General features: G+C 63.5%; 22 protein-coding genes. 15 read left to right on the forward strand and 7 right to left on the reverse strand.

Annotated features, from left to right (window positions below):
• Nucleotides 1-49: 49 nt before the first annotated feature.
• Entirely contained in the window at nt 50-1,036 is a 987-nt protein-coding gene (locus AC54AG_RS16320) for a zinc-dependent alcohol dehydrogenase family protein (RefSeq protein ID WP_331777823.1), read from the reverse strand.
• A 118-nt stretch (nt 1,037-1,154) separates the two neighbouring features.
• Between AC54AG_RS16320 and AC54AG_RS16325 the strand changes: the two genes are divergently transcribed.
• The 3 genes from AC54AG_RS16325 to AC54AG_RS16335 all read left to right on the forward strand — a co-directional run bounded on the left by AC54AG_RS16325 (nt 1,155) and on the right by AC54AG_RS16335 (nt 5,538).
• On the forward strand, nt 1,155-2,075 hold the full coding sequence (locus tag AC54AG_RS16325) for a LysR family transcriptional regulator (protein ID WP_331777824.1): 921 nt from the start codon (nt 1,155-1,157) through the stop codon (nt 2,073-2,075).
• Between the two features lie 55 nt (nt 2,076-2,130).
• Entirely contained in the window at nt 2,131-4,221 is a 2,091-nt protein-coding gene (locus AC54AG_RS16330; protein WP_331777825.1) for a TonB-dependent siderophore receptor, read from the forward strand.
• Between the two features lie 147 nt (nt 4,222-4,368).
• Nucleotides 4,369-5,538: an acetyltransferase domain-containing protein gene (locus AC54AG_RS16335; protein WP_496630955.1), complete on the forward strand. Its 1,170-nt coding sequence runs from the start codon at nt 4,369-4,371 to the stop codon at nt 5,536-5,538.
• Between the two features lie 6 nt (nt 5,539-5,544).
• Here the strand turns inward: AC54AG_RS16335 and AC54AG_RS16340 are convergent, their stop codons facing one another.
• The 3 genes from AC54AG_RS16340 to AC54AG_RS16350 form a co-directional block, all read right to left on the reverse strand.
• Nucleotides 5,545-7,416, reverse strand: coding sequence for a transthyretin-like family protein (locus AC54AG_RS16340; RefSeq protein ID WP_070304387.1), 1,872 nt, complete (start codon nt 7,414-7,416; stop codon nt 5,545-5,547).
• A gap of 105 nt (nt 7,417-7,521) precedes the next feature.
• Entirely contained in the window at nt 7,522-8,052 is a 531-nt protein-coding gene (locus tag AC54AG_RS16345) for an isochorismatase family protein (protein WP_092712965.1), read from the reverse strand.
• Between the two features lie 50 nt (nt 8,053-8,102).
• Entirely contained in the window at nt 8,103-9,020 is a 918-nt protein-coding gene (locus AC54AG_RS16350) for a LysR family transcriptional regulator (RefSeq protein WP_034757572.1), read from the reverse strand.
• A 122-nt stretch (nt 9,021-9,142) separates the two neighbouring features.
• Between AC54AG_RS16350 and AC54AG_RS16355 the strand changes: the two genes are divergently transcribed.
• The 3 genes from AC54AG_RS16355 (at nt 9,143) to mmsB (ending at nt 12,928) form a co-directional block, all read left to right on the forward strand.
• The gene (locus AC54AG_RS16355; protein WP_034757576.1) at nt 9,143-10,357 is read left to right on the forward strand and encodes an ABC transporter substrate-binding protein; all 1,215 of its coding nucleotides are present in this window, start codon (nt 9,143-9,145) and stop codon (nt 10,355-10,357) included.
• Nucleotides 10,358-10,510: 153 nt separating this feature from the next.
• Complete coding sequence (locus tag AC54AG_RS16360) at nt 10,511-12,025, forward strand: CoA-acylating methylmalonate-semialdehyde dehydrogenase (protein ID WP_496630956.1); 1,515 nt, start codon at nt 10,511-10,513, stop codon at nt 12,023-12,025.
• A 9-nt stretch (nt 12,026-12,034) separates the two neighbouring features.
• Entirely contained in the window at nt 12,035-12,928 is an 894-nt protein-coding gene (gene mmsB / locus AC54AG_RS16365) for a 3-hydroxyisobutyrate dehydrogenase (RefSeq protein ID WP_496630957.1), read from the forward strand.
• Here the strand turns inward: mmsB and AC54AG_RS16370 are convergent.
• The gene (locus AC54AG_RS16370; protein WP_034757589.1) at nt 12,925-13,317 is read right to left on the reverse strand and encodes a DUF1090 family protein; all 393 of its coding nucleotides are present in this window, start codon (nt 13,315-13,317) and stop codon (nt 12,925-12,927) included. The genes mmsB and AC54AG_RS16370 overlap by 4 nt on opposite strands.
• Before the next feature lie 134 nt (nt 13,318-13,451).
• Between AC54AG_RS16370 and AC54AG_RS16375 the strand changes: the two genes are divergently transcribed.
• From AC54AG_RS16375 to AC54AG_RS16395, 5 genes are all read left to right on the forward strand, one after another.
• Complete coding sequence (locus AC54AG_RS16375; protein WP_496630958.1) at nt 13,452-14,078, forward strand: tetratricopeptide repeat protein; 627 nt, start codon at nt 13,452-13,454, stop codon at nt 14,076-14,078.
• Nucleotides 14,075-15,076 (forward strand): tetratricopeptide repeat protein, encoded by a 1,002-nt coding sequence (locus AC54AG_RS16380; RefSeq protein ID WP_496630959.1) that lies wholly within the window; start codon nt 14,075-14,077, stop codon nt 15,074-15,076. Before AC54AG_RS16375 ends, AC54AG_RS16380 begins: the two co-directional genes overlap by 4 nt.
• A gap of 68 nt (nt 15,077-15,144) precedes the next feature.
• Entirely contained in the window at nt 15,145-16,359 is a 1,215-nt protein-coding gene (locus tag AC54AG_RS16385) for an AGE family epimerase/isomerase (RefSeq protein ID WP_496630960.1), read from the forward strand.
• Nucleotides 16,356-17,276 (forward strand): carbohydrate kinase family protein, encoded by a 921-nt coding sequence (locus AC54AG_RS16390; RefSeq protein WP_072454597.1) that lies wholly within the window; start codon nt 16,356-16,358, stop codon nt 17,274-17,276. Before AC54AG_RS16385 ends, AC54AG_RS16390 begins: the two co-directional genes overlap by 4 nt.
• Before the next feature lie 199 nt (nt 17,277-17,475).
• Nucleotides 17,476-17,928 (forward strand): hemerythrin domain-containing protein, encoded by a 453-nt coding sequence (locus AC54AG_RS16395; RefSeq protein ID WP_235432905.1) that lies wholly within the window; start codon nt 17,476-17,478, stop codon nt 17,926-17,928.
• 19 nt (nt 17,929-17,947) lie between these two features.
• Here AC54AG_RS16395 and AC54AG_RS16400 read toward each other — a convergent pair whose 3' ends face one another.
• Together AC54AG_RS16400 and AC54AG_RS16405 are read right to left on the reverse strand one after the other, a co-directional pair.
• Entirely contained in the window at nt 17,948-19,006 is a 1,059-nt protein-coding gene (locus AC54AG_RS16400; RefSeq protein ID WP_331777834.1) for a LacI family DNA-binding transcriptional regulator, read from the reverse strand.
• Nucleotides 18,990-20,903: a glucokinase gene (locus AC54AG_RS16405; RefSeq protein WP_034757602.1), complete on the reverse strand. Its 1,914-nt coding sequence runs from the start codon at nt 20,901-20,903 to the stop codon at nt 18,990-18,992. Before AC54AG_RS16405 ends, AC54AG_RS16400 begins: the two co-directional genes overlap by 17 nt.
• A gap of 344 nt (nt 20,904-21,247) precedes the next feature.
• Between AC54AG_RS16405 and AC54AG_RS16410 the strand changes: the two genes are divergently transcribed.
• The 4 genes from AC54AG_RS16410 (at nt 21,248) to AC54AG_RS16425 (ending at nt 25,934) form a co-directional block, all read left to right on the forward strand.
• The gene (locus AC54AG_RS16410) at nt 21,248-22,567 is read left to right on the forward strand and encodes a maltoporin (protein WP_080698777.1); all 1,320 of its coding nucleotides are present in this window, start codon (nt 21,248-21,250) and stop codon (nt 22,565-22,567) included.
• Between the two features lie 244 nt (nt 22,568-22,811).
• The gene (locus tag AC54AG_RS16415; protein ID WP_034757604.1) at nt 22,812-24,065 is read left to right on the forward strand and encodes an ABC transporter substrate-binding protein; all 1,254 of its coding nucleotides are present in this window, start codon (nt 22,812-22,814) and stop codon (nt 24,063-24,065) included.
• Between the two features lie 112 nt (nt 24,066-24,177).
• Nucleotides 24,178-25,062 (forward strand): carbohydrate ABC transporter permease, encoded by an 885-nt coding sequence (locus tag AC54AG_RS16420; RefSeq protein WP_010397323.1) that lies wholly within the window; start codon nt 24,178-24,180, stop codon nt 25,060-25,062.
• Nucleotides 25,059-25,934 (forward strand): carbohydrate ABC transporter permease, encoded by an 876-nt coding sequence (locus tag AC54AG_RS16425; RefSeq protein ID WP_496630962.1) that lies wholly within the window; start codon nt 25,059-25,061, stop codon nt 25,932-25,934. Before AC54AG_RS16420 ends, AC54AG_RS16425 begins: the two co-directional genes overlap by 4 nt.
• The last annotated feature ends 8 nt before the right edge of the window (nt 25,935-25,942 follow it).

Consider the following 25,942-nt stretch of genomic DNA (forward strand, 5'->3'; position numbering starts at 1 on the left):
GTTTATTCTTGCATATTAACGTTTCCTCTTGCAAGTAACAAGCCCGCGTTCAATCCCGCATCTCCACCACCAGCTTGCCGCGCGCGCTGCCGTCGATTTGCGCCGCGTGCGCATCGTGCGCCGTGTGCAAGGTAAAGCGGCGTGGATCGAGCCGCACCTGCAGCTTTCCCGCCTCGATCAGCTTGTTGGCTTCGCGCAGGATGGCGCCATGGCGCGCATGATGCTCACCGCTCAACAGGGGGAGCAGGGTGAACACGCCCGAGTACGTCGCCGCGCGCGCTGTCAGCGGGCTCAGGGCGAACGTGCCCCAGCCGAGGCAACTGACGACGTGGCCGCCGTAGAGGCGTGCCGCCTGGAAGCTGGCGTCCAGGGTGGCGCCGCCCACCGTGTCGTAGACGATGTCGAAGCCGGCGCCGCCCGTATGTTCGGCCACGTAGTCGTCCACCGTGCTGGTCCGGTAATCGATGAAACGGGCGCCCAGCGCTTCGATGGCATCGCGGCTGGCGGCGCTGCCCGTGGCATACACCGTGGCGTCAAGGGCGACGGCAAGCTGCACGGCCATGTGGCCCACGCCGCCCGCGCCGCCATGCACGAGTACGCTGTCGCCCGCCTTCACGTGGGCGCGGTCGACCAAACCTTCCCAGGCCGTGATGAAGACGAGGGGCAGGGCGGCCGCCTCGCGCATGCCCAGCGCTGGCGGCACGGGCGCCAGCAGCGCGGCGTCAAAGACGCCGTACTCGGCCAGCGAGCCCTGGATGCCGCCGATGCCGCCCGCCATGCCATACACTGTTGCGCCAACGTGAAAAGTCGTCACGCCATCGCCGACGGCTTCCACCGTGCCGGCCACGTCGATGCCGAGGATGGCAGGCAGGCGGGGCCGGGCGTGCGGGGCGGCGCCGGCGGCGATTTTCGTGTCGAGCGGATTGACGCCGCTGGCAGCGATACGCACGAGGACTTGCCCGGGGCCGGGCTGCGGCACGGGAACGTTTTCGATGGTCATGGGGGCGGCAAAGCTGGTGAGGACGAGGGCTTGCATGGGATTCTCCTGTGGTTGATGCCCCAGTCTAGGCGGTGACGGCACAAAGAAAAATGGGGCGCGGCCCCATGCACTATTTCGATATCGTGGATAATCATAGTCAAACAGGAGGGAGTGCATGGACAGGCTGGAAGCGATGCAGGTGTTTTGCGCCGTGGTCGAGGCGGGCGGTTTCAGCAAGGCGGCGCAGCGCCTGGGCATTTCGACCTCGTCCGTGACGAACCAGGTGGCGGCGCTGGAAAAACACTTTGGCGTACGGCTCTTGCAGCGCACCACGCGCAGCATGTCGCTGACGGCCGAAGGCCAGCAATGCCATGCGCAGGCGCGCCAGATGCTGGCCGACATGGCGGCGCTGGAGTCCAGTCTTGAACAAGCGGCCGGGAAACCGTCGGGCAGCTTGCGCGTGGATATGCCCAGCAGCATCAGCCGCAACCTCGTGGCGCCCGCTTTGCCCCGCTTTATGGCCGCTTATCCCGACATTTCCCTGCGCCTGACCGTCAGCGACCGCCTGGTCGACATGGTGGAAGAGGGCATCGATGTGATGCTGCGCATCGGCGAACCGCAGGATTCGTCGCTGGTGGCGCGCAGCCTGCTGAACATGGATTATCTGTGCTGCGCCTCGCCCGCCTTTGTTGCCCGGCATGGCCTGCCGCGCACGCCGCAGGAGCTGGACCAGTTTGCCTGCCTGCATTTCCTGTATCCGAAATCGCGCCAGGTGCGGCCCTGGCTGTTCCAGGCCAAGGCTGGAGAGGATGGTGATGCGGCATATGCGCACACGCCGCCGGCCGCCTTGGCCTTCGACCATATCGAATCGATGATCGCCGCCGCCCAGGCCGGCTGCGGCATCGTGCAGGCGTTGTCGGTTTCCGTGCTGCAGCCGTTGCGTGAAGGCAGCCTCGTACCCGTGCTGCAACCGTTCCGCACGCGGGGGCCGGGCCTGTGGGCGCTGTTCCATCCGCGCCAGCTGCGCGCGGCCAAGGTGCAGGTGTTCGTGGAGTTTTTGACGCAGATGTTTGATGAAGGCTTTAATGAGAATTGATTATCAATTATAATGCAAGCCTATTGCATTGAATTGCCCATTGTCAGGAATCCCCATGTCCGTGTTTTTACGCCGCCCCGTGGCGCTCTTGCTGGCCGCCGCCAGCCCCTGGTCACTGGCAGTCGATGGTGCGCAGGCTGATGACGTCGTTACCGTCAAGGCGGAGCGCCAGCATTACCGCAGTTTATCCGCCACGGGCGCCACCAAGACGGACGCCTTGCTGATGGACTTGCCGCAAAGCGTGCGCGTGCTGACCGGCGACCTGCTGCGCGACGCGGGCGTGACGACTTTGACCGGCGCGCTGGACCTGGCCAGCGGTATTTCCAAACAAAGCCCGCTGGGCGGCCTGTGGGACAGCTACGCCATGCGCGGTTTCACGGGCGACCCGAATTTCGGTTCCGACTATATGGTCAACGGTTTCAGTTCCAGCCGCGGCTACAACGGCATGCGCGACGGCGGCAATACGCAGGCAGTGGAAGTGCTGAAAGGCCCCGCATCGGCCCTGTACGGCCGTGGCGAGCCGGGCGGCACGGTGAACATCACGACGAAAAAGCCGAAGTTCGCGCCGGAATACAGCGCCGATGTATCGCTCGGCAGCTTCCAGACGCGCCGCGCCGCCCTGGATTTGACGGGACCCTTGAGCGGCACCATCGCCTACCGCCTGAACGCGGCGCATGAAGAAGGGGACAGCTTCCGCGATACGGTGAAAGTCGAGCGCAGCCTGTTTTCGCCGTCCTTCCTCTGGCTGGTGGGCGAGCATACGACGGTGTCGTATGAAATCGAGGCCGTGCGGCAGCGCGCGCCGTTCGACCGCGGCGTCGTCGCCGTAAATGGCCAGCTGGGACTTGTCCCCGTGTCACGCTTCCTGGGCGAACCGGGCGACGGTCCCATGACGGTCAAGTCGCTGGGGCAGCAGCTGTTCATCCACCACGCCTTGTCCGACGACTGGACGGTGCAGGCGGGCGCTTCCTACCGCGACAGCGAATTGAGCGGCTATTCGACCGAGGCGAACAGGCTGCTGGCCGATGGCCACACCCTGCAACGCCAGCGCCGCCACCGCGATTTCTCGGCCACCGACGTGTCGGCACGCGTTGAAGTGCTGGGCAAGTTCGGGACGGGCGCGCTGGCGCACGAAGTGCTGGCCGGTGTCGATGCCTATCATTTCGACGACCACCGGGTGCAGCTGCGCCGCAATCCCTCGGCCGCGAATGGCTATGCCATCGATATTTTCAATCCTGTGTATGGCGGCAAGGCCGATCCGCTGGCCCTGTCCATCGACACGCAGGAAGGGCAAAGGGCGCGTGGCCTGTATGCGCAGGACCAGATCGACCTGGGTGCGCAATGGAAGGCGCTGGTCGGCGTGCGCCACGATAGCTACACGCAGGATGTGAGGAACAATCGCCTGCAGGTGAGCAACCGCCAGTCGCTGTCGGCCACCAGCCCCCGCGCGGGCCTCGTCTACCAGCCGACGAAGGCGTGGTCGCTGTATGCGAGCGCGGCCAAGGGTTTCCGGCCCAACAGCGGCATCAGCATAGCCAACCAGGCGTTCCCGGCCGAGCGCAGCCGCTCGTATGAGCTGGGCGCCAAGCTGGAAACGGGCAAGCTGACGGGCACTGTGGCCGTGTACGACATCCGCAAGAGCAATGTGCTGACGACCAATCCCGCCAACACGGACTTCGCCATCGCGGCGGGCGAGGTGGGCAGCCGGGGACTGGAGCTCGACGTGTCGGGCGAAGTGGCGCGCGGCTTGCGCGTCTCGGGCGCCTATGCCTACACCAATGCCACCGTCACGCGCGGCGACAATACGATCGTGACGGGCAGCCGCTTCGCCAACGTGCCACGCCACAGCGCCAATCTGCTGGCCACCCAGCAATTCGCACTGGGCACGGGCACGGCCAGCGTGGGCGGCGGCCTGCAATACGTGGGCGAGCGCCTGGGCGACGTCGCCGTCAGCAGCAAATTTACCTTGCCGGCCTATACGACGGCCAAACTGCTGGCATCGTACTCGCCGACGGCGAAACTGCGTCTGGCCCTGAACGTGGAAAACCTGTTCAACCGCAGCTATTATGCGAGTTCCTATAGCCAGCTTTGGGTGGCGCCGGGGGCGGAGCGTACGGTGACGTTGAATGCGCATTACCGGTTTTGATGTATTCACCCAACAGCAAAGTGCTGGGGTCGGACCCGCCGGGGGAATATGCCCCAATGGGGCATATTCCGATTCCGAAGGAACTGACCCCAGTTTCTGCTGTTGGGGTACGCACGCTACTCTTATCCTTACATTTAAAATGAATAAATGACCGTTCCCACTCCCCTGACTTCCCCCGCCATCCTGCGCGCCCGCATTGCCGTCATCGACGTCATGCGCGGCCTCGTCATGCTGATCATGCTGTTCGACCATGTGCGCGAAACGTTCTTTCTGCATCACCAGGTCAGCGACCCCATGGATGCGGCCCACGTCGACCCGGCCCTGTTCTTCACGCGCCTGGCCGCCCACGTGTGTGCGCCCATGTTCGTCTTTTTGACGGGTTTGTCGGCCTGGCTGTATGCGCATCCGGCCGCCGGTCCGCGCAGCGCTACCGGCTTTTTGTTCAAGCGGGGCTTGCTGCTGGTCGTGCTGGAACTGGTGTTCGTCAACTTTGCCTGGATGGGCACTTTCACGCCGGCGATCCTGTATCTGCAGGTGATCTGGGTCATCGGCCTGGCCATGATGGCGCTGGCCGTGCTGCACAAGCTGCCGTTGAAAGTGCTGGTCGTGCTGGGCGTGGCGATTGTCGCCGGCCAGCATTTGTTTACCTGGCTGCACGCGGAAGAGGGCAGCGTTGGCTACTATCTGCTGACGGTGCTGCTGCAACGCGGTTATCTGGTCGCCGATGGCGCCATGAAAATCAAGGTCAGCTATCCGCTGCTGCCGTGGATAGGCGTGATCGTGCTCGGCTATGCGGCTGGCCCCCTGTATGCTCGCGGGCTGTCTGCCGAAGGACGGCGTCGCCTGCTGCTGGCGCTGGGCGGCGGCAGTTTGCTGCTGCTGGCTGTGTTGCGCGGCTTTAATCTGTATGGCGAAACTTTGCCGTGGGTGGCCGGCGACACGGCCTTGCGCACGGCCATGAGCGTGCTGAACTTCACCAAGTATCCGCCGTCGCTGGATTTCCTGCTGTTTACCCTGGGCCTGGGCTTGCTGGGCATGGCCTGGCTGGAAAGCGTCGATAACTGGTTTACGCGCGCTTGCGCCACCTTTGGCGGCGCGCCCATGTTCTATTATTTGCTGCACCTGTATCTGCTGCTGGCCATCGGCATCACCTTGACGGCTGTGCTGGGCGCCAATCACGGCAACCGTTATGGCGTCGAGCACATCTGGCAAGTGTGGCTGATCGCGCTGGCCCTGATGCCCGTGCTGTATTTCCCTTGCCGCGCGTTCGCCAATTACAAGCGCACCTCGAAGCAGGCCTGGGTGCGCTACTTCTAAGCTCGCCTATTTGCAGTAGAGGCGGTCAATGCTGTGCGGCGATGCCAGGTAATGGCGCGTCTGCCAACCGATGGCCACCCGGTAGGCGCACGGCGGATCGAGCGCCACGTTGACGGGGAAGCCGCCATTGTTGCCCGACAGGTGAGGCCCGCCCGCGCCGCCACGGAACAGATAGTTGCTGGACGGTGGTGGCGGCGTGAAGCTGGCGGCCGGCAGCGGTGGCGGCGGATGCGTAATGCCGTTGTTGTTGGAAATCGTGACATTGAAAAAGCGCAGATGCGGGTGGTCGATCGTGTACAGGATATGCACGAGGCCGCCCGCGATGGGATTGCAGGCATTGCTGCGCAACTCTTCCAGGTCCAGCGCCACGATGACGGGCGAGTTGTCGAAGACGATGGAATCGAGCCCGTCCGTGGACACCAGCGCCAGGCTGATGCCGTCGCGCACTTCGAAGCCCAGGCGGTAGCGGCGTATCGGTTCGCTCTCGGCCGCCGTCAGGCTGCGCCCCGCGTCGAGGATGGGCAAGCCGCCCGGCAGCTTGGCCGGGTGCAAGCTCGTGATGGCCGGCGTATTCACGGTCAGCAAGTCGAACGTGCGCAGGAAGATGTTGGGCGCCACGTTGACGATGGCCGTCGTGCCGTCGCGCATGTCCACGGTGACGGGCTTGCCGTCCACCCGTATCCAGCCGCCCGGTTTCAAGTCGCCCGCATCGATGATGACGGGCGCCGAATCGCCGAGACCCAGTCCGTTCGTATAAAACACATAGCCGACGTGCGTGCCGAGGATTTGCGTCAACGGCGCCAGGCTGGCGGGCGCGACCGGGGGGATGGCCGTCGGGTCGTCGCTGCCGCCGGGCCAGGACCATTCGCCGATGAGGAAACGGTATTCGAGCGGGTTCGCGGGAATGGCGCTGTTGCGCAGCGGGCAATTGCCCTTCAGGGTGACGCCGCCGGCGAATACATACGAGGCGCCGGGGCCGCCTGCATAGCCTTGCGCGGAAAAGCCGGCCAGCGAGGGAAACGGGTGGATGTCGAAGATTTCCACCTGCTGCCAGTGGGGCACGCCTTCCACGTCGGGCGGCAAGACTTCTTTCGAGCACAATTCCACGCAGAAACAGTGGCCCACGTTTTCGCGGCCCGGCTGGCGCCCGTTGGCCTGCGTTTCCGACAGAATGGCCACGCTGCCCAGTTGCGCCGTGAAATACACGTCGGGGCCGCTGGCGAACTCCACGTTGATGAACGGTGAAAACGGTGTGAGCGTGAAGTCCGACGTCAGATAATCGATGCGGAAGCGCCCGCTGGCGTCCGTCACCGCGACGCCGAGCGCATCGTCCTGCAGCCAGTCGGCGTCGAAGGCCCGCACGGTGGCGCCGGCGATCGGCGCGTGGGGAGCGTCGCAGGTGCGCAGGCGGCCGCAGATGGTCCAGGCGCCGAAGCGGGCGCGCACGAGGCACCAGAAGCGTTGCGGCAGGCAATAGTCCCAGATGGCGAGATAGTCGTTTTCGGCCTGGCGCCAGCGGGGCTGAATGGTGGTGATGGAAAACTGCAGCGGCACGGGGTCTTTCGGCCCCGGTTTCAACCGCGGCACGGTAGGGCACAGGATATCGACTTCCACGGCCTCGCCCTGGTAATCGCCTGCCAAGGTGAAACTGTAGTTGCCGTCCTCGTCCGTGCGCGCTTCGGCCAGCAGGAACGGTGCTTTCGCCTGCACCTCTTCTTCCGTGAGGATGGCGAAGGTTTCCTTGGCGCTGGCCATGGCCAGCGCCGTGACGTTTTGCGACTCGCGCGGCCGGTACAGGCGCACGATGACGTGGGACAATGCTTCAGGGCACTCGGCACAGATCAAGCCGCATAGCTTGCCTCGCAGGATATAGGCCATGATGGCTCCCTTGCTGATGTGGACGGCGCGCCGCTCGGAATGGCGGCGCTGTTACCAAGCTAGCAAATGAGCGGCGGTCGGGCTTGATCCTGCGTAAAAGTATGGCTATTTAATCAGCGCCAATACTTCGCGGAAACGCGGGTGCTTGCAGTCGCGCAGCCATTCGAAGGCCAGCATCTCCACCGTCACCAGATGGGCACCGAGCTTGTCCAGGCGGGCCAGCGCCGCGTCGCGGCTGGCTCCCTGGCGCGAACCGACGGCGTCGATGGCGATGATGACCTCGTAGCCCAGCTCCAGCAGGCCGATGGCCGTCTGCAGCATGCACACATGGGCTTCGCACCCCGTGACGACGATCTGTTTTCGCCCGGCGGGCAGCATCTGCTGCAAGCCGTCAAAACAGGCGCCGAAATGCGTCTTGTGCAAGGTCCGTTCGCACAGCGCGGCGATCTCTTCCACGTTCGGCCCCAGTCCCTGGCGGTTCTGTTCCGTGCCCAGCACGGGCACGTCGAGCAGGCGGGCGATCTTTGCCAGGCGCAGGTTCTGTGCCAGCACGAGGCCCGCATCGTGGATGGCCGGCATCAGGCGGCCTTGCAGGTCGACAATGACCAGCACGGCCTGGTTCGCATCCATCAGCATGGCGTTCTCCCTATTAGTATGTGGCGACAGTGTAGCGCGCCGCAGCGTGCTCAAGCTGGCCAGCTGGGCGTGGCCGTTTCGCCCATCAGGTAGGCGTGGTTCAAATCGATGGCGCTGCGCAGGTAGTTCCACAGGGCGCTGACCCTGGCGATATTGCGCCGCTCGCTGGGCGAGATCATCCAGAAGGCGCGCAGCAGGTCGATCTCGCCATCGAGCACGGGCACCAGTTCGTTCGACTGCTGGGCCACGAAGCAGGGCAGGATCGCCAGCGCCTGGCCCGCGCGCGCCGCGTGGTACTGAGCGATCACGCTGGTGCTGCGAAACGCGCGCAGGGAATCGGGCGCCACGTTGTCCATGTAGCGCAGTTCCGAACTGAAGACCAGGTCGTCCACGTAGCCGATGATCGGGTGCTGCGCCAGTTGCGCCACGCTGGTGATCGGTGCGTGGCGTGCCAGGTAGGCTGGCGTGGCGTACAGTTTCAACCGGTAGTCCGATAATTTGGTCACCACATACGGGCCGGACAGGGGGCGCTCGATGGAAATGGCCACGTCCGCCTCGCGCTTGGACAGGCTGACGAAACGGGGCACGGCGATCAGGTCCACGCTGATGTGCGGGTAGCGGCCGCAAAACTGTGCCAGGTGGGGCGCCAGCACGATGGCGCCGAAGCCCTCGGTGGCGCCCAGGCGCACCTGGCCCGACAGCAGCCGGTTGTGTTCACCCAATTCCTCGGTGGCGGCAAACACCGTGCTTTCCATTGTTTCCGCGTATTCCATCAGGCGGTGGCCCTCGGGCGTCAGCTGGTAGCCCACGTAGTTGCGGTCGAACAGCTGCGTGCCCACCTGCTCCTCGAACTTGCGCATGCGGCGCGACACGGTGGAATGATCGATGCCCAGCTTTTTCGCCGCATCGACAAGGCCGGCGCTGCGCGTCAGTTCCAGGAAGACCCGTACATTGTCCCAATCGAGCATGGCAAACCCTCTCTGTGTATTTTTGCAAAGGAATTATGCATTAATTTCACTTGAGCGCATATTTTTACACATGCAGAATGCATCTACACATATAAGAAAAACCCATCCACCTGGAGACACGCATGAAAAAAACCGTTCTGGCCATGGGCGCGCTGGCGCTTACCCTGTCCTTTGGCGCACACGCGCAGATTTCCGATGGCGTCGTCAAGGTCGGCATCCTGACCGACATGTCCGGCCCGTATTCGGCCATGGGCGGGCGCGGCTCCGTCGTCGCCAGCCAGATGGCCGTCGAGGATTGTTTGAAGGCCGAATGCAAGGGCATGAAGATCGAGATCCTGTCGGCCGACCACTTGAACAAGGCCGACATCGCCGCCTCGAAGGCGCGCGAATGGATAGACCGCGACAAGGTCGACGCCATCGCCGATCTGACCAATTCCTCGGTGGCCCTGTCCGTGCAAAAGCTGATGAAAGAGAAGGGCGGCATCGCCATGTTCAGCGGCCCCGCCACTGGACGCCTGACGAATGAAGACTGCTCGCCGAACGGCTTCCACTGGATGTTCGACACGTATTCGCAGGCGGCCGGCACGGCGGCGGCGCTGACCAAGCTGGGGCAAAAATCGTGGTACTTCGTCACCGTCGACTACGCGTTCGGCCACTCGCTGGAAAAGGATGCCAGCGACGTCGTCAAGCGCAATGGCGGCACCGTCGTGGGCGCCGTGCGCCATCCGCTGAACGCGTCCGATTTCTCGTCCTTCCTGGTGCAGGCGCAAGGCTCGAAAGCGCAGGTGATCGGCCTGGCCAACGGCGGCGCGGACACGGTGTCGGCCATCAAGCAGGCACGCGAATTCCGTATCGGCAGCGGCAAGGACCAGCGCCTGGCCGCCTTGCTCGTGTTCCTGTCGGACGTGCACGCGCTGGGCCTCGATACGGCCCAGGGCCTCGTCTATGCGGACGGCTTTTACTGGGATTACGACGACCGCAGCCGCGCGTTTGCCAAGCGCTTCGAAGCGCTCAACAAGGGCGCCAAGCCGACCATGGTGCAGGCGGGCGTGTATTCGAGCGTCTATCACTACCTGAAATCGGTGGCGGCGGCCAAGAGCGACGACTCGAAGATCGTCGCCCAGAAGATGCGCGAATTGCCGATCAAGGACGCCGTCATGAACAACGCCTCGATCCGCCCCGACGGCCGCGTGATCCACGACATGTACCTGGTGCAGGTCAAAACCCCGGCCGAATCCAAAGGCGCGTGGGACTACCTGAAAGTGCTGTCGACCATCCCCGCCGACCAGGCGTTCAAGCCAATGGATGCGGCGGCGTGCAATTTGGTTAAAAAGTAATTTTAGTCTATCGACGGAGCAGCATAAGGCCGGGGTCAGTTCCTTCGGAATCGGAATTTCCCCCCACTGGGGGAAATTCCCCCGGCGGGTCTGACCCCAGTACTCCGCTGCTCCGTCGAGTCCTATGAACATCGCACACCCGGAGCCTCAACCATGAACCAAGCCCTCACCCAAGTCCCTGCTGTCCCACTGCACATCGCCGGCAAGCACCACGCTTCGACCAGCACCGAATGGCGTGACGTCATCAATCCGGCCACGCAGGAAATCGTCGCCAAGGTACCGTTTTCCACGCCCGACGAAGTGAACCTGGCCGTCGCCACTGCCAAGGAAGCGTTCAGGACCTGGCGCAATACGCCGCTGGCGGCGCGCATGCGCATCATGCTCAAGTACCAGCACCTGATCCGCGAAAACATCGGTACTTTGGCCGAACTGATCACGCGCGAGCACGGCAAGACCTTGCCCGACGCGGAAGGGGAGGTGATGCGCGGCCTGGAAGTGGTCGAGCACGCGTGTTCGATCGCCACCCTGCAGCTGGGCGAGATCGCGGAAAACGCGGCCACCGGCGTCGACGTGTACAACATCTACCAGCCGCTGGGCGTGGGCGCCGGCATCACGGCCTTCAATTTCCCCGTCATGCTGCCATGCTTTATGTTCCCGATCGCCATCGCCTGCGGCAATACCTTTGTATTGAAACCGTCGGAGCAGGATCCGTCCTCGTCGATGTATCTGGTTGAACTGATGTACCAGGCGGGCTTGCCGGCCGGCGTGCTGAATGTCGTGCATGGCGGCGCGGACGTCGTCAACATGCTGTGCGACCATCCCGACATCAAGGCCGTGTCCTTCATCGGTTCCACCCATGTGGGCACGCATGTGTACCGCCGCGCCAGCGAATCGGGCAAGCGCGCGCAATCGATGATGGGCGCGAAAAATCATTGCGTGGTGCTGGCCGACGCCAACAAGGAACAGGCGATCAATAACCTGATCGGCGCCGCATTCGGCGCGGCCGGCCAGCGCTGCATGGCCAATTCCGTCGTGGTGCTGGTGGGCGAAGCCCGCTCCTGGCTGCCGGAAATCGTCGCCCGCTCGCAAGCGCTGAAAGTGGGGCCGGGCAGCGACCGCACGGCCGACCTGGGTCCGATGGTGTCGAAAGCGGCCATGCAGCGGGCGGAAAAGCTGATCCAGGCGGGCGTGGACGAAGGCGCGCAGCTGCTGCTCGATGGCCGCGGCCACAAGGTGGCCGGCTACGAAGGCGGCAACTTCATGGGGCCGACGATTTTCTCGAAGGTGGCCGCATCGAACTCCGTCTACACGCAGGAAATCTTCGGCCCCGCCATGTGCGTCGTCGAAACGGATACGCTGGACCAGGCCATCGCCTTCATCAACGCGAACCCGAACGGCAACGGCACGTCGATCTTCACCTCGTCCGGCTGGGCGGGGCGCAAGTTCCAGAACGAGATCGACGTGGGGCAGGTGGGCATCAACGTGGCCATCCCCGTGCCCGTCGCCTACTTCAGTTTCACGGGCTCGCGCGCATCGAAACTGGGCGACCTGGGCCCGAACGGCAAGCAAGCCTTGTACTTCTGGACGCAGACCAAGACCGTCACGGCACGCTGGTTCGCCCCGGACGATGGCGGCAGCGGCGTCAATACCACCATCTCGATGAAATAAGGGGATGCCATGGGCACCAATATCGTTTTCATCGGCCTGGGGAACATGGGGCTGCCCATGGCGCAAAACCTCGTGCGGGCCGGCCATGCGGTGACGGGTTTTGACCTGGTGCCGGCCAGCGTGCGGCAATTTGCCGATGGCGGCGGCCTGGTCTCCGATGACCAGGCGGCGGCGATCCAGGCCGCCGATATCGTCATCACCATGCTGCCGGCCAGCCGGCATGTTCTCGGCGCGTACCTTGGAGACGCGGGCATCCTGGCGCAGGCGCGGCCAGGTACCTTGCTGATCGACTGTTCGACGATTTCCACCGAGGCGGCGCGCCAGGTGGGCCGCGCGGCGCAGGAGCAGGGCATGCCCATGCTGGACGCACCCGTCTCGGGCGGCACGGCGGGCGCCACCAACGGCACCTTGACCTTCATGGTGGGCGGCGAAGAATCCGCATTGGCTGCGGCGCGGCCCTATCTGGACGTCATGGGCAAGGCCATCTTCCATGCGGGCGGCTCGGGTTGCGGCCAGACGGTCAAGATCTGCAACAACATGCTGCTGGGGATACTGATGATCGGCACCAGCGAAGCGATCCGCCTGGGCGTGGCCAATGGCCTGGACCCGAAGGTGGTGTCGGACGTGATGGCGAAAAGCTCGGGCCGCAACTGGACCCTGGACGTGTACAACCCGTGCCCCGGCGTGGCGGAAAACGTGCCCGCGTCGCGCGGCTATACGGGCGGCTTTGGCGTCGATTTGATGCTGAAAGACCTGGGGCTGGCCGTGGAAAGCGCGCTGGCCAGCGGCGCCTCCGTGCCGCTGGGCGCCTTGTCGCGCAATTTATACAATTTGCACAGCAAGGCGGGATCGGGTGCGCTGGATTTTTCCAGCATCTATCAGATGCTGGGCGATAAAACTTAAGGCTGTTGCGCCTGCAGGGCCGCCAGTTCCGCCCTGGCTTTTTCCAGCTTGCCTTCCAGCTTGGCGATTTTCTTCGGCTGTTTATTCGCTTCCTGGGCCAGGCGTAGCGAACGCTCCGTCTGGTTCACCTTGGCCTGCGCCTTGACGATTTTCTTGTTGTGGCGCTCGACCAAGGTGCTGTCGCGGCAGTGGGCATTGACTTCGTCGAGCGCGCGCGTGAGGCCCGCGACCTTGTCGGACAAGCCCTGTTCTTTGGCCTGGCGCAATTCGCTGCGGATGCTTTCGCGCTTGGCGGCGCAGCCGGCCAGCTGGGTGTCGGCGGCGCTGGCGGCTCCGCTTGCGGCGATGGCAAGGAGCAAGGCCAGGGCGGTTTTCGATAGATGGTTCATAGTGTTCCTGTATCAGTGGCGGGCCCGTGCAATGTAAGCCCGCCGGGGTGCCCTGTCAAACTTCCCGTACCGTGCGCGCCTTCCTGGCGAGCCATCGGCTACCATGCGTGTTTTCTTCTTTCCGACACCGTCGCATGCCCAAGAAATTACTCTGTCTGATTCCTTTTCTGCTGCCGCTGCCCATCCTGGCGCAAACCTCGCCCACCTTGCTCGATCTGCAGCTGCTCGCCATCAAGGCCAGGGCGGATGTGGCCAGCCATAGCCCGCAAAGTATCGCCGAATTTGCCGAGACCCGGCGGCTGGCGGAAACGGGCGACGTGGAGGCTCAGCTGGACCTGGCGCGCATGCTGCAGCTGGGCGTCGGCACGCCGCAAGACACGGCGCAGTCGATGGCCTGGGTACGCAAGTCGGCCGAGGGCGGCTATGCGCCGGCGCAATCGGCTTTGGGCCTCGCCTATACCGTGGGTGGCAAGGTGCCCATCGACCGCGTGCAGGGTGAATACTGGCTGCGCAAGGCTGTGGCGCAGGATGACGCAATGGCGCAAACCATCCTGGCGCTGGAATTCATCAATGGCGACAGCAGTGCCGAAGAACAGGCGCTGGCCATCACCTGGCTGAAGGCGGCGGCGAACGAGCAGCACTTTGTGCCCGCCATGCGGCGCATGGTCGATGTGTACGTCAACGGTGAACTGGGACAACAGGCGAATGCCGAAGATGCGGCCGAATGGCGCGGCAAGCTGGCGGAAAGCGAAAAGAAATGAAGACCATCGTGTTTGTATTAAGCCTGGCGCTGGCGCAGCCCGTCCTGGCGCAACAAGCGTTCGCCAGAGCACCGCGCCAGCATCCGGCGCTGGCCGAATTCGACACACGCGGCCTCGATGACATGCGCGCAAAGGTGCGGGCCGTGATCGACCGCCCGGCCGACCTGTCGCCGGACAAGGTCGCCGCCTTCGACAAAGCGCGTACCGCTGCGGAAGGGGGCGATGCCGCCGTCCAGCTGGAACTGGCGCAGATGCTGCATGAGGGCGAGGGCACGCCGCGCAACCTTGACGCCGGTCTGGCGTGGATGAAGAAATCGGCCGAAGGCGGTTATGGCCCCGCGCAGGCTTTCCTGGGCGTGGCCTATACCTTGGGGCAGGGTATGGCCATCGACCGCAAGCTGGGCGAATACTGGTCGCGCAAGGGCGCCGCGCAAGGCGTCGAGCTGGCCAACTTCATGGTGGCGCAGCACTTTGAAAATATCCACAGCAGCGCGGAAGAGCAGGCGCACGCGCTGCACTGGCTCAAGTACTATGCTGAAAACGGCTTCATCCCCGCCTACAATGAAATCGGCTACCGCCTGATGATGACGGCGAAGGACGACGCGCAGCGCAAGGAGGCGTTCGGCTGGTACATGAAGTCGGCCAAGGCGCTCGATCCGTCGGGCTTGAACAATGTCGCGTACTCGTATGAAATGGGGCAGGGCGCACCGCAGAGCGACGAAGCGGCCCTGGGCTGGTACGAGATGGCGGCCATCGCCAAAAGCCCGCCGGGGCAGACGGGCTTTGCGCGGCTGCTGGAGCAGGGCCGTGGCGGCCCGACCCGGCAAGGGCCGGCTCCTGAACCGTTCGAGTTGTACCTGCTGGCGGCAAAGCAGGGCGATGCTGAAGCCATCGAACGGCTGGTCAAGGTGTACGATAAGGGCGAGCTGGGACAGGCGGCCGACCCCGCGCAGGCCGCACTGTGGCGTGAAAAGCTCAGGCTGGCCAAGACTCCCTGAGGGGGCATGACGGCGCGGAAACGGCATGCTATCATCATTGTTATCGATAACAATATCATGAGAGAACCATGAATCCCGATTTCCGCTCCAAGGCGATGCTCGAAGCGCATATCCTGCACACGATGCACTTTTATCACCCGCGCGCCATTGACCCCAGCGGCGGCTTCTATCACTTCTTCCTCGACGATGGCACGGTGTACGACGCCAGCACGCGCCACCTGGTCAGCAGCACGCGCTTCATCTTCAATTACGCCATGGCGCACCGCCGTTTCGGCGGGGACGAATACCAGGCGGCCCTGCGCCACGGCGTGGCCTTTTTGCGCGACGCGCACCGCGACCCGGCCACGGGCGGCTACGCCTGGCAACTGTCGTGGAAAGACGGTGTCAAGACGGTCGAAGACGGCGCCAACCACTGTTACGGCCTGGCTTTCGTGCTGCTGGCCTATGCCCACGCCTTGCAGGCGGGGATGCCGGAAGCGCGCGCCTACCTGGACGAAACGTTTGAGCTGATGGAGCAGCGCTTCTGGTTGCCCGAACACGGCCTGTATGCGGACGTGGCCAGCGCCGACTGGTCTACTCTGGATGGCTACCGTGGCCAGAACGCGAACATGCACGCCTGCGAAGCGATGCTGGCCGCGTTCGAAGCGACGGGCGAGGCGCGCTACCTGCACCGCGCCGAAACCTTGGCGCACAACATCACCGTGCGCCAGGCGGGTCTGGCGAACGGCATGATCTGGGAACACTACACGCCCGACTGGGCCATCGACTGGGATTACAACTTGCACGACAAGAGCAATATCTTCCGTCCGTGGGGCTACCAGCCCGGCCACTTCACGGAATGGGCCAAGCTGCTGCTGATCATGGAGCGCCACGCCAAGTTCATGGCCGGTCCTTCCGACTGGCTGCTGCCGCGCGCGCGCGAACTGTACGACACGGCCCTGGCCAAGGCCTGGGATGGCACGCATGGCGGCATCCATTACGGTTTCGGCCCGCACGATGAAATCTGCGATGGCGACAAATACTTCTGGGTGCAGGCGGAAAGCTTCGCCGCCGCCGCCGTGCTGGCCGCGCGCACGGGCGACGAGGCCTACTGGCAAAGCTATGACAAGATCTGGGACTACAGCTGGAAGCACTTCATCGACCATGAACACGGCGCCTGGTACCGCATCCTGACGCCCGAGAACCAAAAAATCAGCAAGGAGAAAAGCCCGGCCGGCAAGACCGATTACCATACCATGGGCGCCTGCTATGAAGTGCTGAACGCGATTGGCGGTGCGGCATGAACACCTCTTTTCCAACTTTTGTGTCGGCCGGCGAAGCGCTGACGGACATGTTGCGCACGGGTCCTGACACGTGGAGCAGCCAGGTGGGCGGCTCGACCTGGAACGTGGCGCGCGTGATGGCGCGCCTGGGCGTGCCCAGCGCGTTTGCGGGCGCCGTCAGCCGCGATGTCTTCGGCGATGCGCTGGCCGCTGCCACCGACGTGGCGGGCCTGGACATGCGCTTCCTGCAGCGCCATGCGAAGTCGCCGCTGCTGGCCATCGTGCATGAACTGCATCCGCCCACGTATTACTTCATCGGCGACGATAGCGCCGACCTGCATTTCGACGCGGCGCGCTTGCCGGCCGGCTGGATGCAGGGCGCGCAATGGGTGCATTTCGGCGGCATCAGCCTGGCGCGCGAACCGCTGGCGGGCAAGCTGGTGGCCCTGGCGCAGGAACTGAAGGCGGCTGGCGTGAAGATCAGCTATGACCCGAATTTCCGCATCATGATGGATGAACGCTACGACGCCACCCTGCGCCGCATGACGGAGCTGGCCGACGTGATCAAGGTGTCCGATGAAGACCTGGCGGGCCTGTTCCGCCACGGCGACATCGATGGCGCGTTTGCCATGCTGCGCAGCTGGAATCCGCACGCCACGTATTTATATACGCGCGGCGCGCAGGGCGCGGCCCTGTACCAGGGCGAACGGACATGGCAGGCGGCGCCACCCGTCATCGAGGTAGTCGACTCGGTGGGGGCGGGCGACGCCAGCATCGGCGGCTTGCTGTATAGCCTGATGTACCGCCCGGATGCCGACGGCGGCCAGCACTTGCGCTTTGCCGTCGCGGCCGGCGCGGGTGCCTGCCTGGCGGCCGGCGCCGCGCCGCCTTCGGTGGAGCTGGTGCAGTCGCTCGAGACACGCACGGTCGTCAGTTAAGTCAGGGTTGGCCTGATCTGCATCAACAAGGTAGCCGCATTTACGCTTGGCCTACCTTGTTGTAAGCAATGCTCCTACATGGCTACCGCAGGGTGCTGCCTACAATGTCTACTTCGTGCTGACACTTGGAGACAACATCATGGCCACCCAATCACCTCAGGCAGCTTCCGTTTCCCAAACACAGGCAGGCATGCCGGACATGGACGCGATCGAGCTGCTGACGCAAGACCATCAAACCGTCAAAGAACTGTTCGAACAGTATGAGGGCCTCAGCGACCGTTCGCTCGTCAGCAAGCGCAAGCTGGCCCTGAAAATCTGTGAGGAACTGAGCAAGCATGCGATGGTGGAAGAAGAAATCTTCTATCCCGCCGTGCGCGACGCCAGCCGTTCGAACGAAGACCTGGTCGATGAAGCCACCGTTGAGCACGCATCAGCCAAGGAGCTGATCGCGCAAATCGTCGCCATGGCGCCCGGCGAAGACTTGTATGACGCCAAGGTCAAGGTACTGTCCGAGCAAATCGATCATCACGTGCTGGAAGAGGAGGGCGAGATTTTCCCGCGCGCGCGCGACGCGGAAATCGATCTGGAAGCCATGGGCAGCCAGATCGCGGCGCGCAAGGCGGAAATCGAGCTGCCCGACATGCAGGCGTGAGCGCCATGCACGCTTGTGGCTAGCGCACACGTCCCGTCGAGGCCCGTTCCATCAAGGTAAACGCCATCAAATGATGCGTGGCCGTCGCCGTTTCCCCGGCGCGGCGCTGGCGGATTTCGTCGATGACGAGACTGACGGCGGCGCGCGCCATGTCGGCGATAGGCTGGTGGATGGTGGTCAGCTCGGGCCAGACCGTGGTGGCGACGGGCGTATCGTCGAAGCCGCACACGCTCAATTCCGCCGGCACCTGCAAGCCCATGCCGTGCGCCACCGCCAAGGTGGCGGCGGCCATGTCGTCGTTGCTGGCGAAGATGGCGCTCGGGTGCGGTGCTTGCGCCAGCAGCTGGCGCGCCGCGTCCAGCCCCGAGCGATACGTAAAGTAGCCTTGCGCCACCCTGTGCGGCGCCACTGGCAAGCCCGCTTCCCGCATGGCGTCCTCGAAGGCCTGGCGGCGCAGCAGGGCGGGCGTGTGCGCCGGGTCGCCTTCGATGAAACCGATGTCGCGGTGGCCCAGCGCGAGCAAGTGGCGCGTCATGGCCAGCGCGCCTTCGTAGTCGTCGATGCGCACGGCCGAGACGCCGGGCGAGGGGCGCGCCGTGGCCACGGCGATGGCGGGGATGCCCATGGTATTGAGCTGCGCCAGCACCGCGGGCGAATCGCACAGGGGCGGCGGCACGAGGATGCCGTCCACGCCGGCGGCCACCAGGCAATCGATGCCGGCGCGCTGGCTGCCCTGGTCTTCGCAGCGTTCAAGAAGCAGCTGGCCGCCGCCCTGGCGGCACTGGTCCATGGCACCGACGAGGAATTCGCTGAGGAAGGCCGCGCTGGGGTTGCTGTACAGGAGGCCGATCCGCAGGGTGCCCGTGCGGGCAGCTCTGGCCGCCAGGTTGGGCTGGTAGCGCAGGCTGGCGATCGCCGCCTCGACCTTGTCGCGCGTGGCCGTGCTGACGCTGGCGCGCCCGTTGATCACGCGCGATACCGTCATGGCCGACACGCCGGCCACGCGCGCCACGTCGTGCACAGTGGCCCCGCTGGCGGTGTCTGGTGCGGCGTGCGCCGCCTTATTCGAGGTGACCACCGAATTTCAGCTTGCCGCTGATGCGCATGCCGTGCAATTGGCCTTCTTCCAGCTCGGCGGCGCTGGTGCGCTGCGCCGTGTCGCGCCGCGCCAGTCCCACCGACAGGATATCGAGCATCATCAGCTGCAGCAGGCGCACGATCATGGGCACGAAATTGAGGTTGCCTTCCGGGTGGTTCAAGGTCAGCAGCACGTCGGCCAGCTTGGCCAGCGGCGAACCGCTGGCCGTGATCGCCAGCACGCGCGCGCCGCAGCCCTGCGCCACCTTGACGGTGCGCAGCAGGTCGGGCAGGGCGCCCGAGCGGGAAATGACCAGCGCCACATCGCCCGGTTTCAGCATGGCGGCGCTCATTTCCTGCGCCTGCGGGTCGGCAAAGAAGCTGCTGACGATGCCCAGGTTGAGCAGCTTGTGCTGCATGTCGTCGGCCACCACGCGGGCGCTGCCCACGGCCAGCAGTTCCACGCGCTGCGCGCCGCGCAGCAGTTCGATGGCTGCCGTCAGCGCTTTCACGTCGAGCATGTCGCGCATGGCCAGCGCGGCCGAGGCATTATTGCCCAGCACCTTGCGCGCCAATTCCGCGTCGGAGTCCGAGATCTCCACGTGGCAGTGGGCCACCGTGATGGCGCCGCCCGTCAGGCCGGAGGCCAGCTTCAATTTGAAGTCGGCCAGGCCCTGCACCCCGATCGAGCGGCAAAAACGCATCACGGTGGGCTGGCTCACGCCCACCCGCTGGGCGATTTCCGCGATCGGCAGCGTGAGCATGGCATTCGGTTCCTTCAAGACCCAGTCGGCCACCTTGCATTCCGATGGACTCATGCGCCCGCGCGCCTGGCGCACGGATTCCAGTACGGGCGCGCCGGTATGGGCGCGCTTGAGCTTTTGCGCCAGGATGGCGGCGATGCCGAGGAATGTCGGCAGTTCGGCCGTGATCAGGAAGGTGGGGATCTGCGCCAGGTATTCGTTCAGGCGGCCCTTCTGTTCGAAGCGGGCGCGGAACTGCGACTGTTCGAACAGGGGCCCCAGGCGCGGCACGATACCTCCACCTATATAGATGCCGCCCAGCGCGCCCAGGGTCATGGCCACGTTGCCGGCGATGGAGCCGAGGATGGCGCAAAAGCAGTCCACCGCTTCGAGGCACACGTCGCATTCATTGTTCAGGGCGCGGCTGGTGATGTCGGCTGCCAGCAGCAGCGGCGCATCGGGCTTGCCGGCGCGCTCGGACAGGGCGCGGTAGATCAGTTCCAGCCCCCGTCCGGAAGCGAGGCGCTCGGCCGAGACGTGCGACAGCTCGCGCCAGGCGAAGGACAGCACGTCCATTTCGCGCTGGTCGCAGGGAGCGAAGCTGACGTGGCCCCCTTCGCTGCCCAGCGCGATCCAGCGGTCTTCGGCGGGGATCATGCCCGACACGCCCAGGCCCGTGCCTGAACCGAGCAAGCCGATGACACTGTCGGCGCGCGCCATGCCGCCGCCGATCTGCTGGCGCTGGTCGGGCCGCAGATAGGGCAGGGCCATGGCCAGCGCCGTGAAGTCGTTCACCACCAGCAGGGTGTCGAGGCCCAGCGCGGCGCGCATCGCCTCGATCGAGAAGAACCAGTGATGGTTCATCATGCGGATATTGTCGTCGTCGATGGGATTGGCGATGGCGATGGCCGCATGGCGCACGCGCGCCGAACCGGCGGCGCGCGCCTCGTCGCTATCCATATAGGCGGTGATGGCGTCGAGCAGCGACGCGTAGTCGTCGCAGGGCAGCACGGCGACCGCTTCCAGGTGGCCCTGGCGCGTTTCCAGCACGAAGCGGGCATTGGTGCCGCCGATGTCGGCCAGCAGGCGCGGGCCTTCACTGAAACGCTCCGCCGGATCGCTGCCTGCTACTTCCATTTTTTCATCAATTTTCATGGCGGTGCCTAGTCTCGTATGCGTGCACGGTCGTGGCCGCGCACTGTCGTTATGGCAAAAACCAAGGATTTTAATTCGTATACGTGCCGCGTGCCGAAAAATGCGGGGTGCTTGCGCAAATGCCCGCCCACAGTGCCGGATGCTGCGGTGTCGGCGGGAAAATCAGGGCAGTCAACCCGTATATCGGTACGCAAATAAAGTGTCGCAGAGTAGTCGTAGGATTACAACATAATATGTTGATATTTGTTCGTAGTATAGTTACTATGTCCCTGCTGGAAAGAATTCTGGCCAGTACATTCGGCCACGAATGACTAGATAAAAAATAACTACTGAGGAGACTTACCATGCTGCATCGCAACATGTTGAAGGCCGTGTTGAAGACACTGCCAGCTGCCATCGTCTTAGCCATCGCCAGCGGTTCCGCTGCCGCCGATCCAATGTACCCATCCGACTCCGAAGGCTTCCACGGCTACCTGCGCGCTGGCGCTGGCAGCAATACCTCGGGTGACGGCGGTTCGCAAGGCTGCTTCGGCCTCGGTGGCAACACCATGAAATATCGTCTGGGCAATGAGTGCGACGCCTACACGGAATTCGGCTACACCAAGTCCGTTGCCCAGTCCGGCGGCGTGAACTTCCTGGCCACGATCTGGGTCAACGCTTACGCGCCAAACTCGGATTTCGGCGACAACAAACTGGGCATCGTCAAAGCCTATGTCGAAGCGCAGGGACTCGATTTCCTGAACGGCGGCACGGCCTGGGTCGGTAAACGCTTCTACTACCGTCCTGACATCCACATGCTGGACTTGCAATACATCAACATGAACGGCACGGGCGCCGGCCTGGACCGCATTCCGATGGGTCCTGGTAAATTCTCGTACGCCTTCTTCAAGGACAACGACATCGCCCAGCGCGATGACGACAAAGGCTCGCGCAGCGGCGTACCTGGCGCCTACCTGGGCACGAAATCGGCCGTGCGCCAGAACTTCATCTACGGCGAAATCCCCGTCAATGAAAACGGTACCCTGGACCTGGCCGCGACCTACATCATCGGCGAAGGCAAGGATGACGCCATCCTGGGCAAGCGCAATAACGGCTGGCAGCTGTCGGCATTCCACCGTCAAGCGAAAGTCTTCGGCGGCGGCAATACCTTCGGCGTGCAGTACGGCGTCGGTCCTGGCGTCGGCGGTGCCGGCAACGGCCAGTTCGGCGCTTCGGGCGACACCGGTTTCGGTTCGGACCGCAAGCGTACGCGCGTCTTCAATGACATGGCGATCCAGCCGATGGCCAACTTCGGCATGGAATTTGTCGCCCTGTGGCAAAAAGACGAGTCGAATGCTACCGGTTCCTCGACCTGGACCTCGGTCGGCGTACGTCCTGTGTACGCGTTCACCAACAACTTCAAGCTGGTGGGCGAACTGGGTACGGACCGCGTGACGCAATCGGGCGGCCAGCCAGCCAAGCGCCTGACCAAGCTGACCATCGCACCGACGATCTCCGCCGGTCCTGGCCTGTGGTCGCGTCCTGAACTGCGCGCTTTCGTGACCTACGGCAAATGGAACGATGCGGCCACCGCCTCGGTCAATGCGTCGAACAACGGCGGCCCGATCTATAACAACAATACCAGCGGCACTTCCTACGGTTTCCAGGTAGAAACCTGGTTCTAAGTTTGCAGGCGTCGTAAGTCTAGATCAACCTGGCGCATCCTTCGCGGATGCGTTTTTGGCGCCGTCCCGTGATATAAATGCAATGTAGTCATGTCATGGATCACGGCGCCGTCTTTACACCAAGATGATGCCCGTTTACAAGCGGGTCTGAGCACAAGAGCGTCGATACAGGCGCAGATTTCACCTTTTTCGGCCCCCGTATGCCGAAGCCCCCTAAAAGCTTGATCAAAAAAGGAATGTGGAGATGAAACTGAAATTCAAGATTACCCAACTGGCCGCATTGACCACCCTGGCATTCGCTGGCAGCGCCTTTGCGACCGACGTGGAAGTGTTGCACTACTGGACCTCCGGCGGCGAAGCGAAGTCCGTGGGCCAGTTGCAGCAAATCGTGAAAGAAAGCGGCTTCGGCTGGAAAGACTTCGCCGTGGCCGGCGGCGCTGGCGAAAACGCCGCGACCGCGCTGAAAACCCGCGTCATTTCCGGCAACCCGCCGACGGCCGCCCAGATCAAGGGCCCATCGATTCAGGAGTGGGGCGCTGAAGGCGTGCTGGCCAATATCGATGATGCGGCCATTCCAGGCAAATGGGATGCCGTGCTGCCGAAAGTCGTCGCCGACATCATGAAATACAAGGGCCACTACGTTGCCGCTCCCGTCAACGTCCACCGCGTCAACTGGATGTGGGTCAATCCGGAAGTGCTGAAAAAAGCCGGCGTGGCCACCACCCCGACGACCTGGGATGCGTTCTTTGACGCGGCCGAGAAGATCAAGAAATCGGGCGGCATCGCGATCGCCCACGGCGGCCAGCCTTGGCAGGACGCCACCGTGTTTGAATCCGTCGCGCTGGGCGTGGGCGGCACGGAGTTCTACAAGAAAGCCATCCTCAAGCTGGACCAGAAGGAATTGACCGGCCCGACCATGCTCAAGGTGTTCGACACCCTGGGCAAGGTGAAGACCTACATCGACAAGGATGCGGCAGGCCGCGACTGGAATCTGGCGACCGCCATGGTCATCAACAACAAGGCCGGCTTCCAGTTCATGGGCGACTGGGCCAAGGGCGAGTTCACGGCCGCTGGCAAGGTGCCGGGCAAGGACTACCTGTGCGTGGCCGCTCCTGGCACGGACAAGGCCTACACCTTCAACATCGATTCGTTTGCCATGTTCACGCAAAAGGATGCGAATGCGAAGAAAGGGCAGATCGCCCTGGCCAACGCCATCATGAATCCGAAGTTCCAGTCGATCTTCAATCTGAACAAGGGTTCGATTCCTGTGCGTTCCGGCGTATCGAAGGACAAGTTTGACGCTTGCGCCCTGAAATCGATGGAAGACATGGACGCCACCAACAAGTCCGGCGGCCTGGTGCCATCGTTCGCCCACGGCATGGCGCTGCCATCGGCCACGCAAGGCGCCGTGACCGACGTCATCGCCAAGTTCATGAACACCAACATGAGCTCGAAAGACGCGGTTGCAGCTTTGGCCAAAGCGGCAAAAGTGAAGTAATCACGACGGCGCCGGCACGCTCGCCGGCGCCCGCTGCATTGCATGCATCGCAGGCGTCCGCCCTGGCTTCGACCAGGCCGGCGCCACACGCAGTTCTCTCTACGGCTCTCCTATGTCCATACGCAAGCAATTCGACCGATGGATACCGCAGATGGTGTTGGGCCCCACGCTCATCGCCAGCTTGGTATTCGTCTATGGTTTTATCTTTTTGACCGGTTGGCTGTCGCTGACCGAATCGCGGCTGATGCCGAACTACGAGTTCGCCGGCCTGGTGCAATACGTCGAGCTGTTCGACAACGAGCGCTGGTGGACCTCGCTCAAGAACCTCGGCATCTTCGGTGTCCTGTTCATCGGTTGCAGCATCGCCATCGGCCTGTTCCTGGCCATCCTGCTGGACCAGAAAATCCGCGCCGAAGGCGCGCTGCGCGCCATCTACCTGTATCCGATGGCGCTGTCCTTCATCGTCACCGGCACGGCCTGGAAATGGATGCTCAATCCCAGCCTGGGCCTGGAAAAGGTCATGCACGACTGGGGCTGGACCTCGTTTACCTTCGACTGGCTGGTGAACTCCGACATGGCCATCTACACGGTGGTGATCGCCGGCGTATGGCAGTCGTCGGGCTTTGTCATGGCCCTGTTCCTGGCCGGCCTGCGCGGCATCGATGACGAGATCATCAAGGCGGCGCAGGTCGATGGCGCGTCCTTGCCGACGATCTACTGGCGCATCGTGATTCCCGCCATGCGTCCCGTATTTTTCAGCGTGCTGCTGATCCTCGCGCATATCGCCATCAAGAGCTTCGACCTGGTCATCGCACTGACGGCTGGCGGACCTGGCAACTCGTCGTCCGTGCCGGCCATCTTCATGTACCAGTTTTCCTTCACCCGCGGCCAGCTGGGCCTGGGCTCGGCATCGGCAATGATGATGCTCGCCACCATCGTGGCCGTGCTCGTGCCGCTGATGTATCTGGAAACGCGCAGCGCAAAGGCGATGAGATGACACACACTCCTACACGTAACAACAAACTCACCCTGGGACGGGTGGTGTTATATCTGCTGCTGATCCTGTTCGCGGTGTACTACATCGTGCCCCTGTACGTGACCCTGTCGACGTCGTTCAAGTCGCTCGACGAGATCCGCAGCGGCAACCTGCTGGCCTTGCCGCACGTATGGCAATTTGATTCCTGGTTCAAGGCCTGGTCTTCGGCCTGCACGGGCGTCACCTGCGACGGCATGCAGCCGTTCTTCTGGAACTCGATCAAGATGGTGATTCCCGCCGTGCTGATCTCGACCTTCCTTGGCGCCTTCAATGGCTATGTGTTCGCACACTGGCGCTTCCGCGGTTCGGAAATCCTGTTTGCCGCCTTGCTGGTGGGCTGCTTCATTCCGTTCCAGGTGGTGATCCTGCCGATGGCGCGCCTGCTGGGCGAATTCGGCCTGGCCAATACCACCACGGGCCTCGTCTTCGTGCACGTGGTGTACGGCACGGCGTTCACGACTTTGTTCTTCCGTAACTACTACATCGGCGTGCCGGAAGAACTGATCAAGGCGGCGCGCATCGACGGCGCCGGTTTCTTCCTGATCTTCCGCAAGATCGTGCTGCCGATTTCGGGTCCGATTTTCGTCGTCTGCATCATCTGGCAATTCACGCAGATCTGGAACGACTTCCTGTTCGGTATCGTCTTCGCCAGTGGCGATTCGCAGCCGATCACGGTGGGCTTGAACAACCTGGTCAACACGTCCACGGGTGTGAAGGAATACAACGTCAACATGGCCGCCGCGGTGATTGCCGCGCTGCCGACCCTGCTGGTCTATCTGGTCGCAGGCCGTTATTTTGTGCGCGGTCTGACCGCAGGCGCAGTCAAAGGTTAAGGAAAGAA

It is taken from the genome of Janthinobacterium sp. BCJ23, from assembly GCF_059617945.1.

Bases quoted from the DNA above. Each gene is read 5' to 3' on its own strand.
- AC54AG_RS16380 (WP_496630959.1), top strand. From the start codon at position 14,075: ATGAAGACCATCGTGTTTGTATTAAGCCTGGCGCTGGCGCAGCCCGTC.
- AC54AG_RS16395 (WP_235432905.1), top strand. From the start codon at position 17,476: ATGGACGCGATCGAGCTGCTGACGCAAGACCATCAAACCGTCAAAGAA.
- AC54AG_RS16325 (WP_331777824.1), top strand. From the start codon at position 1,155: ATGGACAGGCTGGAAGCGATGCAGGTGTTTTGCGCCGTGGTCGAGGCG.
- AC54AG_RS16405 (WP_034757602.1), bottom strand. From the start codon at position 20,903: ATGAAAATTGATGAAAAAATGGAAGTAGCAGGCAGCGATCCGGCGGAG.
- AC54AG_RS16345 (WP_092712965.1), bottom strand. From the start codon at position 8,052: ATGCTGATGGATGCGAACCAGGCCGTGCTGGTCATTGTCGACCTGCAA.
- AC54AG_RS16350 (WP_034757572.1), bottom strand. From the start codon at position 9,020: ATGCTCGATTGGGACAATGTACGGGTCTTCCTGGAACTGACGCGCAGC.
- AC54AG_RS16340 (WP_070304387.1), bottom strand. From the start codon at position 7,416: ATGGCCTATATCCTGCGAGGCAAGCTATGCGGCTTGATCTGTGCCGAG.
- AC54AG_RS16335 (WP_496630955.1), top strand. From the start codon at position 4,369: ATGACCGTTCCCACTCCCCTGACTTCCCCCGCCATCCTGCGCGCCCGC.
- AC54AG_RS16320 (WP_331777823.1), bottom strand. From the start codon at position 1,036: ATGCAAGCCCTCGTCCTCACCAGCTTTGCCGCCCCCATGACCATCGAA.
- AC54AG_RS16415 (WP_034757604.1), top strand. From the start codon at position 22,812: ATGAAACTGAAATTCAAGATTACCCAACTGGCCGCATTGACCACCCTG.
- AC54AG_RS16370 (WP_034757589.1), bottom strand. From the start codon at position 13,317: ATGAACCATCTATCGAAAACCGCCCTGGCCTTGCTCCTTGCCATCGCC.
- AC54AG_RS16420 (WP_010397323.1), top strand. From the start codon at position 24,178: ATGTCCATACGCAAGCAATTCGACCGATGGATACCGCAGATGGTGTTG.
- AC54AG_RS16330 (WP_331777825.1), top strand. From the start codon at position 2,131: ATGTCCGTGTTTTTACGCCGCCCCGTGGCGCTCTTGCTGGCCGCCGCC.
- AC54AG_RS16410 (WP_080698777.1), top strand. From the start codon at position 21,248: ATGCTGCATCGCAACATGTTGAAGGCCGTGTTGAAGACACTGCCAGCT.
- AC54AG_RS16390 (WP_072454597.1), top strand. From the start codon at position 16,356: ATGAACACCTCTTTTCCAACTTTTGTGTCGGCCGGCGAAGCGCTGACG.
- mmsB (WP_496630957.1), top strand. From the start codon at position 12,035: ATGGGCACCAATATCGTTTTCATCGGCCTGGGGAACATGGGGCTGCCC.
- AC54AG_RS16425 (WP_496630962.1), top strand. From the start codon at position 25,059: ATGACACACACTCCTACACGTAACAACAAACTCACCCTGGGACGGGTG.
- AC54AG_RS16355 (WP_034757576.1), top strand. From the start codon at position 9,143: ATGAAAAAAACCGTTCTGGCCATGGGCGCGCTGGCGCTTACCCTGTCC.
- AC54AG_RS16360 (WP_496630956.1), top strand. From the start codon at position 10,511: ATGAACCAAGCCCTCACCCAAGTCCCTGCTGTCCCACTGCACATCGCC.
- AC54AG_RS16385 (WP_496630960.1), top strand. From the start codon at position 15,145: ATGAATCCCGATTTCCGCTCCAAGGCGATGCTCGAAGCGCATATCCTG.
- AC54AG_RS16375 (WP_496630958.1), top strand. From the start codon at position 13,452: ATGCCCAAGAAATTACTCTGTCTGATTCCTTTTCTGCTGCCGCTGCCC.